Below are 18,338 nucleotides of genomic sequence, written 5' to 3' on the forward strand. Positions count from 1 at the left end.
CCAAGCACCCAGAGCCATCAGACCCCAGCCACCTCGCTAAGCACTGTTCTGTGCAGTCGAGCCCGCTAGTATACACAAAAAATCAGGCCCGAAACAAGAGTGGCTTCCCGGAAGCTTCTGCTGCGATCTTCGGCCGAACTAGCCCGCCGGGGAAGGGCACGCAACAGCAAGGGCGCCGATAATCTGTGCCCAATGGCACTCCTAACCTTACTTGACGCCCACTTGGCGTTTGGGCACGTCGCTTTGCTCGATGGCGCCACCTTTTCTCTTGAATCGACCGAGCGCGTTGGCTTGATCGGTCGCAACGGAGCTGGCAAATCTTCACTGCTGAAGATCCTTGGCGGGCTTGAAAAACCCGACGACGGCTTACTCCAAGTGCAGCAAGGGCTCCGAATCGCCTACGTGGCCCAAGAACCCCTTCTTGAACCCGATCACTCCGTATTCGAGGCTGCGAGCGTTGGACTGTCTACGGTCATCGCACTAAGAGACCAGTATTTGTCTGGCGCCGAGGGCGTTGATCTCGACGCACTGCAATCCCAGATCGAGGCCTATGACGCATGGAATTGGGAACAGCGCGTCGAGGAAACTTTAGATCGCTTGCATCTTGCCCCTGATGCGAAAGTTGGCACTCTTTCTGGGGGGACAAAGAAGCGGGTTGCCTTGGCACAGGCGCTCGTCGCCAAACCTGACGTACTTCTGCTGGATGAGCCCACCAACCACTTGGATCTGGATTCGATCGAGTGGCTGGAAGGGCTGCTGAAAGAGTTCAAAGGAAGCGTCGTCACGATCACACACGACCGGACGTTCCTCGACCAGGTCGCCACCCGCATCGTTGAGCTGGATCGAGGCCACCTGCGCTCCTATCCAGGCAACTTTGCTCAGTATCTCATCCAGAAGGAAGAACAACTGGCCCAGGAGGCTGTCATTGCGGCCAAGGCAGACAAGCTCCTGGCTCAAGAGGAGGTCTGGATTCGCAAAGGCGTTGAGGCCCGCCGGACTCGCAGCCAAAGCCGCATCGGACGCCTTGAAAAGCTGCGGGCCCAGCGAAGTGCGCGTCGCGAAGCCCTGGGGAGTGTGCGAATGGATGTGGCTTCTGGGCTGCCGTCTGGCAAGCTCGTTGCCGAACTGGCTCATGTCACCAAATCCTTCGGAGAGCGAACCGTCGTGCGTGATTTCACGGGGACGATTTTGCGTGGCGATAAAGTGGGGCTGATTGGGCCCAATGGTGCTGGCAAATCGACCTTGTTGAAAATGATTCTGGGCGAGCTACAGCCCGATACAGGAACAGTTCGGCAGGGTGCCAATCTTCAGGTGGCCTACTACGATCAAATGAGACAAGCGATTGACTTGGACGCGACCTTGGCCGACTTCATCAGCCCAGGCAGCGAGTGGATCGAAATCGGTCAGCAGCGCAAGCATGTCAAGAGCTACCTGGGCGATTTTCTGTTCTCTCCAGCCCGCGCCAACTCTCCGGTCCGCACGCTGTCTGGCGGCGAGCGCAACCGCTTGTTGCTGGCCCGACTGTTCGCCCGCCCCACCAATGTGTTGGTTCTGGACGAGCCGACCAACGACCTGGACATTGATACCCTGGAATTGCTGGAGGACCTGCTCCAGAACTTTGATGGCACCGTCTTCCTGGTCAGCCACGACCGGACTTTTCTGGACAACGTGGTCACCAGCACCATCGCCTGGGAAGGTGAAGGCCAATGGCGAGAATACGAAGGCAGTGTGCAAGACTGGCTGATCCAGTCCCAACGATCGCGGCAGATCTTGGCCAGTGCGGCCAAGGAGGCTGGCAAAACAGCCCCCGTGAAGAATGAACCTGCCGCCGCCGAAGCCTCGGTGAGCAGCGGTCCGGTTCAGCAGGTGGCCGCTCGGCGCAAACTCAGCTACAAAGAACAAAGAGAGTTGGATGCCCTGCCTGCATTGATCGAGCAGTTGGAAACAGAACAATCAGCCTTGCTCGCTGCACTGGCCGACGGGCAACTTTATGCCAACGATCCAGCCAAGGCCACGCAACTCACCCAGCGCAACGCGGAAATCGAAGAAGCCCTGATGAATGCATTGGAACGCTGGGAGACATTGTCGAACTGAAGCACCCATCACGCCCTTCGGCGTGACTGGCCAACAGTTCACGCCGTCGTCATCGCCTAACCCAACTCAAATGCGGTGATGCAGCCGATCGGTGGTACCACCCAATCGGGCCAGCAATGCCCCAGCGATCTTGTCGAGCGGCAAGACCTCATCTGCAGCGCCGTGTGCAATGGCCTCACGAGGCATGCCGAACACGATGCAGCTGGCTTCGTCCTGCACATAGTTGTAGCTACCGGCATCCTTCATTTCGCGCATGGCCTTGGCACCGTCGTTGCCCATTCCGGTCAACATGATGCCAAAGGCATTGCGTCCCACCACTGACGCAGCCGATTTGAACAAGACTTCAACCGAGGGCTTATGCCGGTTCACCGGCTCCGTGTCTTCAACCACGGCGACGTAGTTGGCACCGCTGCGATCAATGCGGAACTGGCGTCCGCCCGGGGCGATGTAGGCGTGACCGGGCAGGATTCGTTCACCGTTCGAAGCCTCCTTGACCGTGATCTGGCATAGGCCGTTGAGCCGTGCGGCAAAACTGGTGGTGAAGCCTGGCGGCATGTGCTGGGTGATCACGATCGCAGGAGAGTCCGCGGGCATGCGCACCAGGATCTCCTTGATGGCCTCGGTTCCCCCTGTGGAGGCCCCAATGAAAATGATCTTTTCAGTAGACAAGCGCCCGAGCAAAGTCGGGGCGGGACGGGCTGGTGTGACACTTGCTGCGCCGCCAGACGGTGCCTGCACGGCACCAGCCACATGCAGGTCCTGATGCCCCCGATGAACATGCGCCACTGACGCCACACGGATTTTGTCAACGATCTGATTGGCCAATTCATTGATGCCGTTGGCCAGCCCGACACGGGGCTTGGCCACGAAATCCACGGCGCCCAACTCCAGTGCCCTCAAGGTCACCTCGGCGCCTTTTTCAGTCAGCGTCGAAATCATCACGACCGGCATGGGTCGCAAGCGCATCAGGCGCCCCAGGAAGTCGATCCCATCCATTCGAGGCATTTCAACATCCAGGGTGATCACGTCCGGATTCAACTCCCGGATCATCTCCCGAGCGATCAGCGGATCGTTGGCCGTCCCCACACATTCCATGTCGCGCTGCCGGTTGATGATCTCGGACAACAAGCTGCGAACCAGCGCCGAATCATCCACCACCACCACTCGGATTTTTTTTGACATCCCCATTTTTCTCTTCTATCCCATCGAAATCAGAACAGATCCACAGAACCACCGGCCGTGGTTTGCACCACCGTCGCCACGTTGCCGCGCTTTTCCTGCGCCATGGTTTCGGGATGGGCGTGGGCCAGCCTCTTGACCATGGCTTTGCCCGTGACCGGGAAGAAACAGACCTTGCGTGGGTAGATATCCAACACGTCCTCGGAAACCACCGGGATGCGCTCAGTCTGCAAGTAGTCACGCACGAACTTGGTGTTGCGCTCCCCCACATTCATGGTTGTGAAATTGGCCATCACAGCACCACCACCAAAGATCTTCGCCTGCATGGTCTCCCGTCGGGCACCTTGCTTCATCAATTCGTTGATCAGCAATTCCATCGCGTACGAACCATAGCGACCCGATGAATCCCCGCCTTCGCCTTCTGGCAGCATGAAGTGGTTCATCCCCCCGACCAGAGAGCGACTGTCCCAGATGCAGGCGGCAATGCACGACCCCAGCACCGTCATGATCACCAGGTTTTCATCGGCCACGAAGTACTCACCGGGCAACACCTTGACGGCGTTGTACTGGAAATGGTGATCGAAGTAGAAGAAACTGGCCTCCCCTGCTTTGCGGGATTTCAGCTTGAGCTCCTCCAATGTCGAGGTCCGCGCCCCATTGGCCCCCGCCGTGTTGTAGGCGTTGGGCGACACAGGTTGAATGCGTGGCGCCTGTCGCCGATCAACGCCGGCCGGCAAGGGCATGCCGCGAGGCGATGGGAACGGGTTGTTTGGCGTAAGTGTCATGGTCGACAAATCATGAATGGGTTGGCGTCACCGACGCTCATAGACCGTCTTGCCACGCAAGGTGAACAGGTCACGCGACTCACTGAAGTTCTCGGCATGCCCGACAAACAACATTCCACCGGGTTTGAGCACGCGATGAATTCGCTCCAACACCTTACGTTGGGTCGGTGCATCAAAGTAGATCATCACGTTGCGGCAAAAAACCACATCAAAAGGTTCCTTGAACGGCCAGTCATCGCGGATCAGATTGACGCTCAGAAACTCAATGGCTTTTCGCAGTTCAGGCTTCACCCGAATCAGACCCGCGTTGGAATCCTTGCCGCGCATGAAAAAGCGCTGCAATCGCTCCTGTGTCAGGCCCTTGAGGTTGTCGAGCCGATAAACACCCTGGGCTGCCGACGCCAGCACCTTGGAGTCGATGTCACTGGCGGTCAACTTGAACTGAGCGTTGTTGCCCAGCGTCTCAAAAGCCGTCATCACAATCGAGTAAGGTTCTTCCCCCGTCGACGCCGCGTTGCACCAGACCTTCCAAGGCGAACCAGTAGGCCGTGATTTAAGGTGGGCTGCAAAAATCTCGAAATGGTGTTGTTCACGGAAGAACGCCGTCAGGTTGGTCGTCAAGGCATTGACGAACTCCTGCCATTCGGGGCCATCATGCGTTTCCAACCAACTCAGGTAGTCACGAAAACTGGTGTGCCCGGTTTCGCGCAGGCGCCGCGAGAGACGGCTATAGACCATCGCATGCTTGCCATCGTGAAGGTTGATGCCAGCTCGCTGGTAGATCAGCGACTGCACCCGCGAGAAGTCCGCATCGGTCCAGACGAACTCTCGTCCTTGCATGACCGGGCCATTGGTGGCGGGCATGGCCGGCGCCTTGTCTTTGACAGAGGAACTGCCGGCATCAACTCGGTGCATGCTGGACATCATTGGGCATCCTTATCTGCGAGCACACCCCAAGCGGGAAGATGGCTCGCCGAGGCAGTCTCAAACGGGAACGAAGAAAGGCTCAAATGGCCGCCACCAAACCCATGTCCACACCCGACATCAGCTTCTCGATGTCCAGCAGGATCAGCATCCGCTCACCCACCGAACCCAGACCCAGAATGCAACCGTTGTCGATCACGCTCTCAATGTCTGGTGCAGCCTTGATGTTGTCGGGCGACAACTCCATCACATCGCTCACCGAATCCACCACGATACCCACCACACGGGTGCGCAGGTTCAGGATGATCACCACCGTGAAGTTGTTGTACTCAGCGTTGGCACAGTTGAACTTCAGACGCATGTCCACAATGGGCACGATCGTGCCGCGGAGGTTCACAACACCCTTGATGAATTCAGGTGCATTGGCAATGCGTGTCGGGGGCTCATAGCCCCGGATTTCCTGCACCTTCAGGATGTCGATCCCGTACTCCTCCTGATCCAGGCGAAAGGTCAGGTACTCACGAGCACCGGCCGGGGCACCTTCAGAAGTTTTACCGATCACACTCATGATGTTCTCCTTCAAAGACTCACAGACTCAATGACGAGCGCGCCGCACCAGGCCCGCCGTATCCAGGATCAAGGCCACCTTGCCGTCGCCCAGGATGGTGGCACCCGACACGTTTGGAACCTTGCGGTAATTGGTTTCCAGGTTCTTCACCACCACCTGATGCTGGCCCAGCAGTTCATCCACCAACAGCGCCACACGGCTGCCCTCGGCCTCGACCACCACCATGATGCTGCTGCTCTTCTCGAAATCGAAGCGCGGCACCTGGAAAACCTTCTCCAACTCGATCACCGGCATGTACTCTTCACGCACCTTGACCAGCTGCGAGCCCTGCGCAACGGTGCTGACAGAGTCGTCGTTCACCTGGAAGGACTCCACCACCGACGACAAGGGCAGGATGTAGACCTCGTCGCCGACCCCCACCGACATGCCATCCATGATGGCCAGCGTCAGCGGCAGACGCACCGACACCTTCATGCCGTAGCCTTCGGCCGAATCGATCTCCACCGTGCCATTCAGGGCCAAGATGTTCTTCTTCACCACATCCATGCCGACGCCGCGGCCAGACACATCGGTCACCACCTCAGCGGTCGAGAAGCCCGGGGCAAAAATCAGCTGCCAAACATCGGCATCACTCATCTGGTCGGAAACATCCAGGCCACGCTCACGCGCCTTGCCCAAAATTTTCTCGCGCGACAGGCCTCGTCCGTCATCGCGCACCTCGATCACGATCGAGCCACCCTGGTGTGCCGCAGACAATGTGATGGTGCCCTGAGCCGACTTGCCTTTGGCCAGACGCTCCTCGGGCAACTCGATGCCATGGTCGCAACTGTTGCGAACCAGGTGGGTCAGCGGATCAGTGATCTTTTCCACCAGTCCCTTGTCCAGCTCAGTGGCCTCGCCCTGGGTGATCAGGTCCACCTTCTTGCCCAGTTTGTTGGCCAGGTCACGCAACATCCGCGGGAAGCGGCTGAACACGATGGACATGGGGATCATGCGGATCGACATGACCGATTCCTGCAGGTCGCGGGTGTTTCGGTCAAGATCGGCCAAGCCGGCCAGCAACTGCTGGTTGAGAGCCGGGTCCAGGCTGCGGCTGTTTTGCGCCAACATCGCCTGAGTGATCACCAGTTCGCCCACCAGGTTGATCAGTTGATCCACCTTGTTCACCGCCACACGGATCGTCGCGGCCTCCAATTGAGCCTGCGTATGGGCTTTGGGCTCGGCAGCCTTGGCAGGCACAGATGACTTGACCACCTCGGTCTCGACCACCTTCGTCACCGGTGCTGCAGCCGCTTCCGGAACACCGGGCGCGCCGGCAAAGAAACCGAAGCCCGAAGCGGGTGCCGGCGAAGCCGATGCGGACGGCACCACGGCCGGGGGTTCTACCGGATCGAACAATCCAAAGCCAGGGATTTCCGGCGCAGGTGCTGCGGCCAAGTCACGGATCTTGACCTGATCCTTGGCCACATGGAAGACAAACAAATCCAGCAACTCGTCATCCGATGAAGCTGTTTCCACGGCAAAAACGCGCAGGTCCGCCTGCGAGCTCGGGCGTGCCTCGATGGTGCCCAAACCAGGGATATCGCGGAACAACTCCGGGATGGCGTCGGCCTGTTCCGGACGACCCAAGGGGCCGATCACGATCTCAAGCGAACGGATCCCACCCGCTGCTGCGGTTGCAGGGGCTGCAACAGGTGCCGGCGCCGCCACGGGCGTTGGCGCCGCTGCGGCCACCGGTGCGGGCGCGGGTGCCGCAGGTACACCACCCGAGGCCAGTTCACTGATACGCCGCACCAAGTCTTCGGTGGACGGAGGCGTTCCTTCTCCACCCGCCTGATGCACTGCCAACAGCCCGCGGGAGGCGTCAGCCGACTCCAGCAGAACGTCCACCATCTGGGGAATCGGCTTCAACTCACGCCGGCGCAATTTGTCCAGCAGGGATTCCATGTGATGGGTCAACTCGGCCACATCGGAGAAACCGAACGTCGCAGCCCCCCCCTTGATCGAGTGGGCGCAACGGAAGATGCCGTTGAGCTCTTCGTCATCGGCACTGGCCAGATCCAACTCCAGAAGCATCTGCTCCATCAAGTCAAGATTCTCACCAGCTTCCTCAAAGAAAATTTGATAAAACTGACTAAGATCAAAGTCCGCACCAGAACTTCCACCGTCATGCACTTCAGCCATGCCTTGCTCCTGAAAACGTCAACTGAAGAAAGTGTCCGGTCATCGAATGACCTTCTGGATGACTTCGATCAAGCGATTGGGGTCAAATGGTTTGACCAACCAGCCAGTCGCGCCTGCACTGCGCCCCGCCTGTTTCATCTGGTCACTCGACTCAGTGGTCAGAATCAAGATAGGAATGGTCTTGAATTTGGGATGCTCGCGCAACTTACGCGTCAGGCCGATGCCATCCAACCGGGGCATGTTCTGGTCGGCCAGAACCAGGTCGATGTGGTGGGTTTGAGCCTTTTCAAAAGCGTCTTGACCATCCACGGCCTCCACCACGTTGTACCCAGCACCCGTCAAGGTGAAGGACACCATCTTGCGCATGGACGGAGAGTCATCAACGGCGAGAATCGATTGCATTTAAGGCTCCAGCAACTATATTTATCAGCTTGGTTAGGGGGAACAGGCGCGGGCGTCAGAAAAGGTCGATCGACCCTGCGTCCATTTCGCTCTGAGTGACGGGATTTGGCCGCTCCGGCATCTGATCGGCATAAGGCGCAGCTTCTTCGCCCTCGTCATTGCCCATGGATTCGGAGGCCAGTCGGAATGCGCATCCTTGCAGGATCTTGGTGGTGTGCGTGATCAACTGGGTCGCCATGTCATGGAACTGCAGTTCCGTGACCGCACTTTTCAGTGCATCCCGCACCCGACCTATCGATTCCGAACTCGCCACATCCAACTCGGACAGACTCTGATTGGCCACACCAAAGCGATCCAACAGATTGTCAGCCGCATGGTTGAGCAAGCCTTCAAGGCGGTGTAGATCATGCATCACCACCAACAATGAATCTTGTATCTCGGCCACCGCCATGACGGGGAGGTGAACAGCCGGTTCGTTGGAATTTTCTAGCGCTGGTTGCATTTTTTCTCCGTCGCCACGACACACTTTCTAGCGTTTGCAATTCACCGTTACTGCCAAAGCATTTTGCAATAGGCGCATGACCTGCGCCCGATCAAGACCACAAAAAAGCCAGGCGGCAGCCCTGATTTTGCGAAAAAGCTGCGCAAACTGCACCCCGGACATACACCCATGAAGATGATCATGCGTGCTCTATCATATTGAGCTATGCCTCACGAATCGACCGGCCCATCGCTGCGCATCCTTCATCTGGAAGACTCCCCAGTCGACCATGACCTGGCTCGACTGGCCCTGCAGCGCGCCGGCCTGCAGTTTTCCATTGAGCGCGTCGACACCCTGGAAGACTTTGACCGGGCCCTGGCCTCCCGCCCCGACATCGTTCTGGCTGACTACCAATTGCCTGGCTTCAACGCACTGGATGCCTGGCAGCATGTGCAAAAAGCAGGCCTGGCCAGTCAGATGCCGGTGATCCTGCTTTCAGGCGCCATCGGTGAGACAGCCGCCGTGCAAGCCATTCAACAAGGCATCAGCGACTACCTGCTCAAGGACAGCATCGGCAAGCTGGCGCACACCATCACCCGGGCACTTGAAATCCACCAGGCCCATCGCGAACGAGAACATGCGGCACGCGAATTGGCGGCCTCGCAGCAAAGGCTGGCCGAGTTGGCGGAACACTTGCAAAGCTCGATCGAACAAGAGCGCAGCGCGATCGCGCGCGAGATCCACGACGACATCGGCGGCGCCCTCACCGCCGTGAAGTTCGACTTGGCCTGGCTGAGCCGACACAGCACCAGCGAACCCATGGACGCCCATATCCGAGCGGCCTCGGACATGCTCCAGCACGCCCTGGGCGCCAGCCAGCGCATCATGCTGAACCTGCGCCCACCCATCCTGGATCAAGGTTTGGTGCCTGCCCTGCAATGGCTGGCAGACAGTTTCTCCCGCCGCACCGGCATTCCGGCACGCCTGCAGGCACGCCTTGAGGGAGGCACCAGCAGCCGGGCATCGCGCGACGTCCAGTTGGTGGCCTACCGAACCGCCCAGGAATCCCTGACCAACATCACGAAATACGCTCAATGCAGCCGGGTCGACATCGATATTGCCGAAGACCGGGCTGCCTTGACCCTGGAAGTCTCGGACAATGGCCGGGGCATTCAGGGCGACGAACTCGAAAAGCCCAAGTCGTTCGGCCTCAAAGGTTTGCAGGAGCGCGCCAGAATGGCCGGTGGCTGGCTGGACATCAGCAGCCAGCCCGGGCGTGGCACCGCGATCACGCTCACGGTGCCCATGGACGATGCGCCCGACCAGCCCCCCAACGAAGAGGACAACCCATGATCCGCGTGATGCTTTGCGACGACCATGCCATGCTGCGCCGCGGCATCCGCGACACACTGGCAGAGGCCGTGGACATCCAGGTCACGGCCGAGGCCGGAAGCTACCCTGAATTGCGCGAAGCCCTGCGCAACTCCCCTTGCGACGTGCTGCTGCTGGACCTGAACATGCCGGGCCGAGGAGGCCTGGAGGTGCTCGCCAGCCTGAAGGAGACCCACCCTGAGATCAAGGTGCTGATTGTCTCGATGTACCCGGAGGATCAGTACGCGCTGCGATGCCTCAAGGCCGGGGCCCAGGGCTACCTGAACAAGGCGGGCGACCCTGAAGACCTGATCAAGGCGGTGCGCACCGTGATGGAGGGCCGCAAGCACCTCACGCCCGAAGTGGCCCAGTTGCTGGCCGACAGCCTGTCGCGCCCCGCCCATGAGGCGCCCCACGCCACCTTGTCCGAGCGCGAGCTGCAAACCCTGTTGAAGATTGCCTCGGGCAAGCGCCTGTCTGACATTGCCGAAGAGCTGATGCTCAGCCCCAAGACCGTCAGCGTGTACAGAACCCGGGTGCTGGAAAAGCTGAGCCTCAGCAACAATGCTGAACTGACGGTCTACGCGATACGCAACAACCTGGTCTGACCCACCCCGCAGGCTCGGCGGTGGATCCGCAAGCGCCCTAATGCACCCCGAACAGGTCCATGACGCGCTCCAGCAAGGCCAGCACCGGTTGATCCAGCATCGGGGTGATCAGCGATACGCCCAGCAAACCGATGCTGAGCGTGACCGGAAACCCCACCGAGAAGATGTTCATCTGGGGCGCCACGCGCGAGATCACCCCCAGCATCAGGTTGACGAACAACAGCAACCCGATCACCGGCAAGGCAATCCACAGAGCGCTCGCAAACAGATCCGCCCCGAGTTGGTACAGCTTCAATTGCGCCAGGGCCTCCAGGAAGTTGCCATCGGCCGGGAACGCCTCAAAGCTTTTGATCACCGCCATCAACAGCATCAAGTGCCCGTTGATCACCACAAACAGCAAAGTGGCGATGTTGCCCATGAAAGACGACACCGCGCTGGATTGCCGACTGGTCATGGGGTCAAAGAAAGACGCGAAGCTCAGGCCCATCTGCAGGCCAATCAGTTCACCGGCCAACTCGACACAGCCAAACACCAGGCGCGCCGCAAAACCAATCGCCAGGCCCACCCCCACCTGCTGCAGCACCGCGCCCAGTGCCTGGGAGCTGTTGACCGAGATCATGGGTTGATCCACCAACACGGCCTGGGCTGACAAAGCCACCAAAAAAGCCAGCCCGATCTTGGCCCGCATGGGGATCGAGCGCACCGAATAGACCGGCGCCACCGAGAACATGGCCAGGACGCGCAGAAAAGGCCACAGGATCGGGGATATCCAGGCGACGATCTGCGCCTCGGAAAACGAGATCACGCCTAGCCCGCCATGGTCGGGATCGACTCGATCATGCGTCGCAGATAGTCCACCAGCGTGGTCAGCATCCAGGGCCCACCCACCAGAAACACCGCCACCGCTGCCAACAACTTGGGGACAAAGGTGAGCGTGGTCTCATGGATTTGCGTGATGGCCTGAAACACACTCACCACCAAGCCCACCACCATCACCACCAACAAGATAGGCAGCGACACCAGCAACATCAACTCCATCGCTTCGCGCCCGATGGTCAGCACCATTTGAGAATTCACAAACGTCCCTCTCTGTTGGCGCGTCAGTTCGCAAAACTGGCCGCAAGCGAGCCAATCATGAGGTTCCAGCCGTCGGCCAACACGAACAGCATCAGTTTGAACGGCAAGGCCACCAGCACGGGGGACAGCATCATCATGCCCAGCGACATCAGGATGCTGGAGACCACCATGTCGATCACCAGGAAGGGGATGAAGATCATGAACCCGATCTGGAACGCGGTCTTGAGCTCACTGGTGGCAAAGGCGGGCACCAGAATGCGCAAGGGCGCCGTCTCGGCCGTGACGCTGGGGTCCAGCTTGGCCAGACGGGCGAACAGCGCAAAATCAGACTGTCGAGTCTGCTTCAACATGAACTGCCGGATGGGCGGGTCAGCCTTGGCCATGGCCTGCTCAAAACTGATGGCATTGGTGCTGTAGGGCTGATAGGCCTCTTCGTAAATGCGATCGAAGGTGGGCCCCATCACAAAAAAGGTCAGGAACAGCGACAAACCCACCACCACCTGGTTCGGTGGAGCAGATTGCGTTCCCATCGCCTGCCGCAGCAAGGACAGCACAATCACAATGCGCGTGAAGCCCGTCATCATCAGCAGAATGGCTGGCAGGAACGAGAGCGCCGTGAAAAACAGCAAGGTCTGGATGGGCACCGAAAAACTGGTGCCGCCACTGCCGGACCCCACCAACAGCGGCAACTGCCCGGCGGGCTGCGCCTGCGCGCACCAGGGCAACAAACCCATCAACGCCAGCGCCACGCTCGCCAACACCCCCGCCCGGCCCAGACACGAAGCCCGCAGGCGCTGGGCGCGGATCAAGCCCTTCCAATCAATGCCCATCGTTCGCCGATCCAGCAGGTGAAGCGGCGAGTGCCGCGGCAAAACTGGCAGGCGTAGCCGCATTGGATGCAGTTCCTGGCGCAAGCACCGGAAAGCTTTGCAGACAGGTGACTTGCTGGGCGGTCACGCCCAGCACAAGCCAGGTCCGCGCGTGGCTTGGACCGACCTCAACCGTCACCACCCGCTGCTGAGGCCCCACGGCCACGCTGGAGATCAGGTCTGAGGACAGCCAAGCCCCACCAGCCTTGCCACGTTGCAGGCGCTGCAACCAGCGCAGCCCCCAGGGGAGCAAAGCCAGCAAGCCCACCAGCAAGGCCAAAGGCCCGATTGATTGCCACATGTCTCTATCCCTTGCTCACGCGACGCAGGCGCTCGGACGGCGTGACCACGTCGGTCAGGCGGATACCGAACTTGTCGTTCACCACCACCACCTCGCCCTGCGCAATCAGGTAGCCGTTCACCAACACGTCCATGGGCTCACCCGCCAAAGCATCAAGTTCAACAACCGACCCCTGGGCCAACTGCAGGATGTACTTGATGGGCACCTTGGTGCGGCCCAACTCCACCGACAACTGCACTGGGATGTCCAGCACCATGTTGATGTCGTTGAGCGAGCCATCGCCACCTGTCGAGCCGCCGTAGGACGAACGCATGGGCTCGCCACCCGACAAGGGACCGCCGGGCTCATGCACCGGGCCGTCATCGGCACGCTTCTGCTCTTCCAGCGCTTCGGCCCAGCCGGCCATGGGATCGTCGGCTGGATCCTGGTTTTCTTCAGACGACATTCTTATCTCCAATCCAGTTCAGATCGTGGCTGCGCAGGCATTCCTCGATCCGGATCGCATACTTTGAGTTGTGAGTGCCGTATTGACACTCGAAAATCGGCACACCGCCAATCGAGGCGCGAATGCGCGGTTGGCGGTCCAGTTCGATGAAATCACCCGGCTTCATGGCCAACAATTGTTCCACGGTAGCGTCGGCCCGCGCCAACTCGGCCACCAGAGTCACTTCGGCCGCCTGGATTTCTCGTGTCAGCACCTTCACCCATCGGCGGTCCACTTCAATCGAGTCGCCCTGGGTCGAGGAATACAGCACGTCACGAATCGGCTCCAGGGTCGCATAGGGCATGCACAGGTGGATGGCCCCCGACAGCTCGCCGATTTCTAATTGGAACGCGGTGGACACCACGATCTCACTGGGCGTGGCGATGTTGGCAAACTGGGGCTGCATTTCCGAACGCTGATACTCCAGCTCCAGCGGGTAGATGCCCTGCCAGGCTTTCTTGTATTCCGTGCAGATCACATCCACCAGCCGATTGATCACGCGCTGCTCGGTCGGGGAGAAATCCCGCCCTTCGATGCGGGTCTGGAACTTGCCGACCCCGCCATACAGGGTGTCGATGATGCCAAACACCAACGCCGGCTCGCACACGATCAAGCCGCTGCCACGCAAGGGGCGAATGGCCACAATGTTGAAATTGGTGGGCACGGCCAGCTCGCGCAGGAAGGCGCTGTAGCGTTGCACGGCCACGGTGCCCACCGAAATCTCGGGGCTGCGGCGGATGAAGTTGAACAGGCCGATCCGGAAGTTGCGGGCAAAGCGCTCGTTGACGATTTCCATCGTCGGCATGCGCCCACGAACAATCCGCTCCTGGCTGGAGATGTCGTAGCTGCGAACCGCCCCCGCTTCGGGGATGTCCTCGACAATCTTCTGGCTCTCGCCCGTGACACCTTCCAGAAGCGCATCGACTTCTTCCTGGGAGAGAAAGGATTCGCTCATGAAGGCTCCTTACTGGACGATGAAGTTGGAAAACAGCACGGCTGTGAGCGGGCTCTCAGGTCGTTTAGCCTTCTTCTTTTTCTTGGCCTTGGGAGACTCCTCCTCTTCGTCCTCAGGCTCGAAACCCAGGATGCGCGAGGCCTCCTTGAGGACTTCGCCGGCCAATTTTTCCTTGCCATCGGTGGTCAGCAACTCTTCCGACGTGCGCTGGGAGGTCTGGCGCAAAATCATGTCGCGGATCTTGGGCAGATAGGCCTTGACCTGATCAGCCGCGTGAGCGTCCTCGATCTCGAAAGTGACACCAATCTGGGCAAACCTGTCGCCCCCCGGGTCGGCCAGGTTGACCACCATGTTCTCGAGCGGCAGATAGGTGGGCGCCACCTTCTTGGAGTCGTGCGAAGCCGACGCGGCTGGCTTTTCGTCGCCGTCCTCGTCCACGTTCTTTTTCATGAGCAAAAAGTAACCGGCACCACCACCGCCCAGCAACAGCACGGCCGCGGCGATGATGATGATCATCTTTTTGCTTTTGGGCTTTTCCTTGGCATCGGCTGCGGGAGCATCAGACACGTTGTTTCCTTCCGGCGATCACCCCACTGCACGCCGGGACGGCTCACAGTAGATGCATGTTGGGGATTATTGGGTCAATCGAGCCCAATAATAGCCAGAATAGAAGCCCAAAAATGGGGTTAAACAGGTTCAAGCCACGGTGTCAGGGCACCTGATTCGACCTGCGGCAGGCCAAACCTGGCACCAGACTCAAACAAACAGATCGAGCGTGCGGTTGGTACTGACGGATCGCCGCACCACGGTGGCCGGGCCGTCATCAGCCGGCGAGGCCGCGCCTCGCGCGCCCACTCGACGGATGCCCGAGGTGGCGCTCCCGTCTTGACGAGGCGACGACGGAGAGCTGTCCGACTGGGCGCTGCCCGCGCCCACGGACGCGCCGGCCAAGACCAGACCCTCGCCCTGCAGCAGGGTTTTCAGCTCTGGCAAGGCCCCATTGAGCATGTCGCGCGTGGCGGCCTGGTCGGAACGGAAGGCCACGCTGGCCTCATTGCCATTCATGGAAATGCTCACGGCCACGGGCTGTCCGTTTCCACCATCCAGGGTCAACTCGGCAGACTGGCGCTTCTGGTGGATCCAGTAGCTGACCTGCTCAGCAACCACCTCCTCCGAGCTGCGCGCATTGGAGTCGTTCAGGCCACCACCCGCCGCACCGGCCGTGGCAGCACTCACCCCCAGGTTCTGGCTTCGGTCCTGCCCATCAGAAAAAGGCTGCAGACTGGCACTTTGCCGGTCATCCTGCGCCTGCACCGATTTGTGCTCGCTGGATGAACTCTGATCCGCCCCGGTCAGGCGGCCCAGCAGTTTGCCAGCCTCCTCGGCGGCAGCCGTCAAGGGGGTGTTGTCCATCAGGCGGGTGGCCATGTCTTTGAAATCAACATCGGCTTTGGCCAAGGGCACCAGGTTGCCGGCGCTGCCGGCATCCGTGGTCAAGGCGGCCTTGCCGACCTCCGTACCGCCACCGGCCTGCGCCTGCAATTGAGCCAGCATGTCGCGATGGCCCTTGCGCGCCAGAGCACCCGACTCCAGCGAAACGCGCCCCGCGTCACCCACCGCACTGCCTCCGGTGGCGGAAGCCCCCGCCACGCCAGCGTCCTTTTGCGCCGCCGCAGCCATTTGCGCCAACACGGCCGGGTCGGTCGTGGCCTTGGTCACATCGGCCCCTGCCGCCATGCCCCCAGGCAGCCCCGCGCCGCCACCCGTCCCGTTCGCCACGGTCTTGGCATCCGCTGTTGCGCCTGTCGCAGCCTGGCGAGCAGATTCGGCCAACAAAGCCATTTGAGAAACCAGATCCGTGGGCAAAGCCCCATCCGTTGGGGTCAAGGCGTCGGTGCCGTCATCCCCCCCTTTCACTCCGGGCTTGCGCCGGGCATGGCCTGGCCCACCCGCCAGCAGCGCCCCCAGATCACCGGCCCCATCCATCCCCGAGGCCGCCGACGCATCTGTGCCATCGGTCAAGGCCGTCGAAAAATCATCGAGCAGTCCGGTGAATCCGGCACCAGCGCCTGCTGCCAACTTGCCATGCCCTCTGGCGTGGCTGGCACTGGCCGATGCGTTAGCCGGTGCATTGGCCGACGTGCTGCTGGATTTGACTTGTTCTACGCTCATGGTCTACCTCGTCAGGCTGTGGGCTGAATCTTCAGGCGGTGGCGTGATGCAGCCAGCTCATCCACCTCTTTCTGTTCACGGCGCTGCAAAAGCAGCGCCGCATCGTGCTGACGGCGCTGCACCACCTGGCGCAGGCTCACGAGGCGCAATTCGGCCTGGGTCAGCTCGCGCTCGGCGTCCTGCACCATCTGGTCATGGCGCGCCATCTGGCTTTTCTGCAATTCAATGGTCTGGTCGAGCCGGGCCATGAACTGCCGGTGATGAAACATCACCTCCGGCGCGATGCCCAGTTGGCCCCGGATCAACCACCGCTGCTCGGTCTCACCCGAGTAGCCGGTCAGTTGGTCCATTTGCTGCTGTGCCCGCAGTCGGGCCTGGCGAGCCTGGGCCAGGCGCTGGACGGCGGCATCACGCAAACGCGTCGCCTGTTCCATGGCCACCTGCAATCCGTGAGACGCTGCCATCGTGCTGCTCCTGGGTCAGGGGTTGATCTGCAGGCCCAGGCTGGCGGCCATTTGGTCCAGCGCCTGCTGCAAATTGACGGCCTCGTGCATGTCCTGCTGCAAAAAGCCGGCCATGCCCCGCTGCAACTGAATGGCTTCGTCCAGATCGGGATCACTGCCTTGCACATAGGCACCGACCTGGATCAGATCGCGGCTCTTCTGATAGCGCGAATACATTGCCTTGAAGCGCCGGGCCACCTCGATGTGGATCGGGCTGACCACGTTGTGCATCACCCGCGATGCCGATTGCTCGATGTCGATGGCAGGGTAGTGGCCGGCCTCGGCCAGGGTGCGGGACAACACAATGTGACCATCCAGAATGGCACGGGCTGCATCGGCGATCGGGTCCTGCTGATCGTCCCCTTCGGACAGCACCGTGTAGAAAGCCGTGATCGACCCCACACCATTGAGACCATTGCCACTGCGCTCCACCAACTGGGGCAGCTTGGCGAAACACGAAGGGGGGTAGCCCTTGGTAGCCGGCGGTTCGCCGATGGCAAGCGCAATCTCGCGCTGCGCCATCGCATACCGGGTGAGGGAATCCATCAACAACAGAACGTGCTTGCCCTTGTCGCGGAAGTGCTCAGCCACCGCGGTGGCGTACGCGGCCCCTTGCATGCGCAGCAGCGGCGGCGCGTCCGCGGGCGCCGCCACCACCACCGAGCGAGCACGGCCATCGTCGCCCAGGATGTCCTCGATGAACTCCTTCACTTCGCGCCCACGCTCGCCGATCAACCCAACCACGATGACGTCAGCCTGGGTGTAGCGGGCCATCATGCCCAGCAGCACACTCTTGCCCACGCCCGAACCCGCAAACAAGCCCAGCCGCTGGCCACGCCCCACGGTCAGCAAGGCATTGATGGCGCGCACGCCCGTGTCCAACGGCTCCCGCACGGGGTCGCGGTCCATGGCATTGATCTGACGCCGGCCCGGGGGTTCGGCCACCACATCGAGCACCGGCCCCTGGTGATCCAGGGGCTGGCCTGATGCATCCACCACCCGCCCCAGCAGGCCGTCGCCCAATGGCAGGCGCAACACGCCCAAGGACAAGGCCGAGGCCGGCAAGGGCTCGTCACCCAAGCGAGGCACAGGCACAAAAGGCAAGGCCGGCGTGACCACCGCACCACTCGACAACCCATGGATGTCACCGGCAGGCATCAGAAACGCGCGCTCGCCCGAGAAGCCCACCACCTCGGCCAACACCGGCTCGGAATCCTTCTGGGTGATCCAGCACTGCGAGCCCACCGGCACGCGGATGCCTGTGGCCTCCAGCACCAGACCGGTCAGCCGTGTCAGGGTGCCACGGCTCTCCAGGGCCATGCCCCGCGAGACCCGCTGACGCAGGTCCTGCATGAAAACGTCCCAGCGCGGCGGGCTGTCG

General features: G+C 60.7%; 20 protein-coding genes. 3 read left to right on the plus strand and 17 right to left on the minus strand.

The window, feature by feature from the left end; genetic code table 11:
* Nucleotides 1-192: 192 nt before the first annotated feature.
* Nucleotides 193-2,094 carry an ABC-F family ATP-binding cassette domain-containing protein gene (locus AC3WUT_RS21670; protein ID WP_492349165.1) on the plus strand — a complete coding sequence of 634 codons (1,902 nt, stop codon included), beginning with the start codon at nt 193-195 and terminating at the stop codon, nt 2,092-2,094.
* A gap of 66 nt (nt 2,095-2,160) precedes the next feature.
* On the opposite strand, the gene AC3WUT_RS21675 is transcribed toward AC3WUT_RS21670, so the two are convergent.
* The 7 genes from AC3WUT_RS21675 to AC3WUT_RS21705 all read right to left on the minus strand — a co-directional run bounded on the left by AC3WUT_RS21675 (nt 2,161) and on the right by AC3WUT_RS21705 (nt 8,638).
* Nucleotides 2,161-3,276, minus strand: a complete 1,116-nt coding sequence (locus tag AC3WUT_RS21675) for a protein-glutamate methylesterase/protein-glutamine glutaminase (protein WP_492349166.1) — start codon at nt 3,274-3,276, stop codon at nt 2,161-2,163.
* Between the two features lie 29 nt (nt 3,277-3,305).
* Nucleotides 3,306-4,016, minus strand: a complete 711-nt coding sequence (gene cheD / locus AC3WUT_RS21680) for a chemoreceptor glutamine deamidase CheD (RefSeq protein ID WP_492349167.1) — start codon at nt 4,014-4,016, stop codon at nt 3,306-3,308.
* Between the two features lie 69 nt (nt 4,017-4,085).
* Nucleotides 4,086-4,922: a CheR family methyltransferase gene (locus AC3WUT_RS21685; protein ID WP_492349318.1), complete on the minus strand. Its 837-nt coding sequence runs from the start codon at nt 4,920-4,922 to the stop codon at nt 4,086-4,088.
* A gap of 142 nt (nt 4,923-5,064) precedes the next feature.
* Complete coding sequence (locus AC3WUT_RS21690; RefSeq protein ID WP_027476347.1) at nt 5,065-5,550, minus strand: chemotaxis protein CheW; 486 nt, start codon at nt 5,548-5,550, stop codon at nt 5,065-5,067.
* Nucleotides 5,551-5,577: 27 nt separating this feature from the next.
* Nucleotides 5,578-7,734 (minus strand): chemotaxis protein CheW, encoded by a 2,157-nt coding sequence (locus AC3WUT_RS21695; RefSeq protein ID WP_492349168.1) that lies wholly within the window; start codon nt 7,732-7,734, stop codon nt 5,578-5,580.
* 39 nt (nt 7,735-7,773) lie between these two features.
* A complete protein-coding gene (locus AC3WUT_RS21700) occupies nt 7,774-8,136 on the minus strand; it encodes a response regulator (protein WP_027476349.1) in 363 nt (120 codons plus the stop codon).
* Between the two features lie 55 nt (nt 8,137-8,191).
* A complete protein-coding gene (locus tag AC3WUT_RS21705; RefSeq protein WP_492349169.1) occupies nt 8,192-8,638 on the minus strand; it encodes a hypothetical protein in 447 nt (148 codons plus the stop codon).
* A gap of 204 nt (nt 8,639-8,842) precedes the next feature.
* On the opposite strand from AC3WUT_RS21705, the gene AC3WUT_RS21710 reads away from it, so the two are divergent.
* Nucleotides 8,843-9,970, plus strand: coding sequence for a hybrid sensor histidine kinase/response regulator (locus AC3WUT_RS21710; protein WP_492349170.1), 1,128 nt, complete (start codon nt 8,843-8,845; stop codon nt 9,968-9,970).
* A complete protein-coding gene (locus AC3WUT_RS21715; protein ID WP_492349171.1) occupies nt 9,967-10,596 on the plus strand; it encodes a response regulator in 630 nt (209 codons plus the stop codon). Before AC3WUT_RS21710 ends, AC3WUT_RS21715 begins: the two co-directional genes overlap by 4 nt.
* A gap of 37 nt (nt 10,597-10,633) precedes the next feature.
* Here AC3WUT_RS21715 and fliR read toward each other — a convergent pair whose 3' ends face one another.
* From fliR to fliI, 10 genes are all read right to left on the minus strand, one after another.
* On the minus strand, nt 10,634-11,401 hold the full coding sequence (fliR, locus tag AC3WUT_RS21720) for a flagellar biosynthetic protein FliR (RefSeq protein WP_492349172.1): 768 nt from the start codon (nt 11,399-11,401) through the stop codon (nt 10,634-10,636).
* A gap of 2 nt (nt 11,402-11,403) precedes the next feature.
* Nucleotides 11,404-11,673 carry a flagellar biosynthesis protein FliQ gene (gene fliQ / locus AC3WUT_RS21725; protein ID WP_492349173.1) on the minus strand — a complete coding sequence of 90 codons (270 nt, stop codon included), beginning with the start codon at nt 11,671-11,673 and terminating at the stop codon, nt 11,404-11,406.
* 23 nt (nt 11,674-11,696) lie between these two features.
* A complete protein-coding gene (gene fliP / locus AC3WUT_RS21730) occupies nt 11,697-12,407 on the minus strand; it encodes a flagellar type III secretion system pore protein FliP (RefSeq protein WP_492349319.1) in 711 nt (236 codons plus the stop codon).
* Between the two features lie 85 nt (nt 12,408-12,492).
* Complete coding sequence (locus AC3WUT_RS21735) at nt 12,493-12,843, minus strand: FliO/MopB family protein (protein WP_492349174.1); 351 nt, start codon at nt 12,841-12,843, stop codon at nt 12,493-12,495.
* Nucleotides 12,844-12,847: 4 nt separating this feature from the next.
* Nucleotides 12,848-13,288, minus strand: a complete 441-nt coding sequence (fliN, locus tag AC3WUT_RS21740) for a flagellar motor switch protein FliN (protein WP_492349175.1) — start codon at nt 13,286-13,288, stop codon at nt 12,848-12,850.
* Complete coding sequence (gene fliM / locus AC3WUT_RS21745; protein WP_027476357.1) at nt 13,278-14,282, minus strand: flagellar motor switch protein FliM; 1,005 nt, start codon at nt 14,280-14,282, stop codon at nt 13,278-13,280. Before fliM ends, fliN begins: the two co-directional genes overlap by 11 nt.
* Before the next feature lie 9 nt (nt 14,283-14,291).
* Nucleotides 14,292-14,849 carry a flagellar basal body-associated FliL family protein gene (locus tag AC3WUT_RS21750; protein WP_492349176.1) on the minus strand — a complete coding sequence of 186 codons (558 nt, stop codon included), beginning with the start codon at nt 14,847-14,849 and terminating at the stop codon, nt 14,292-14,294.
* 189 nt (nt 14,850-15,038) lie between these two features.
* Nucleotides 15,039-16,454, minus strand: coding sequence for a flagellar hook-length control protein FliK (locus AC3WUT_RS21755; RefSeq protein WP_492349177.1), 1,416 nt, complete (start codon nt 16,452-16,454; stop codon nt 15,039-15,041).
* An 11-nt stretch (nt 16,455-16,465) separates the two neighbouring features.
* Nucleotides 16,466-16,918 (minus strand): flagellar export protein FliJ, encoded by a 453-nt coding sequence (fliJ, locus tag AC3WUT_RS21760; RefSeq protein ID WP_492349178.1) that lies wholly within the window; start codon nt 16,916-16,918, stop codon nt 16,466-16,468.
* A 15-nt stretch (nt 16,919-16,933) separates the two neighbouring features.
* The gene (gene fliI, locus AC3WUT_RS21765; RefSeq protein WP_492349320.1) at nt 16,934-18,310 is read right to left on the minus strand and encodes a flagellar protein export ATPase FliI; all 1,377 of its coding nucleotides are present in this window, start codon (nt 18,308-18,310) and stop codon (nt 16,934-16,936) included.
* Between the last annotated feature and the right edge of the window lie 28 nt (nt 18,311-18,338).

It is taken from the genome of Curvibacter sp. EU05-FHT14A10 (assembly GCF_058791075.1).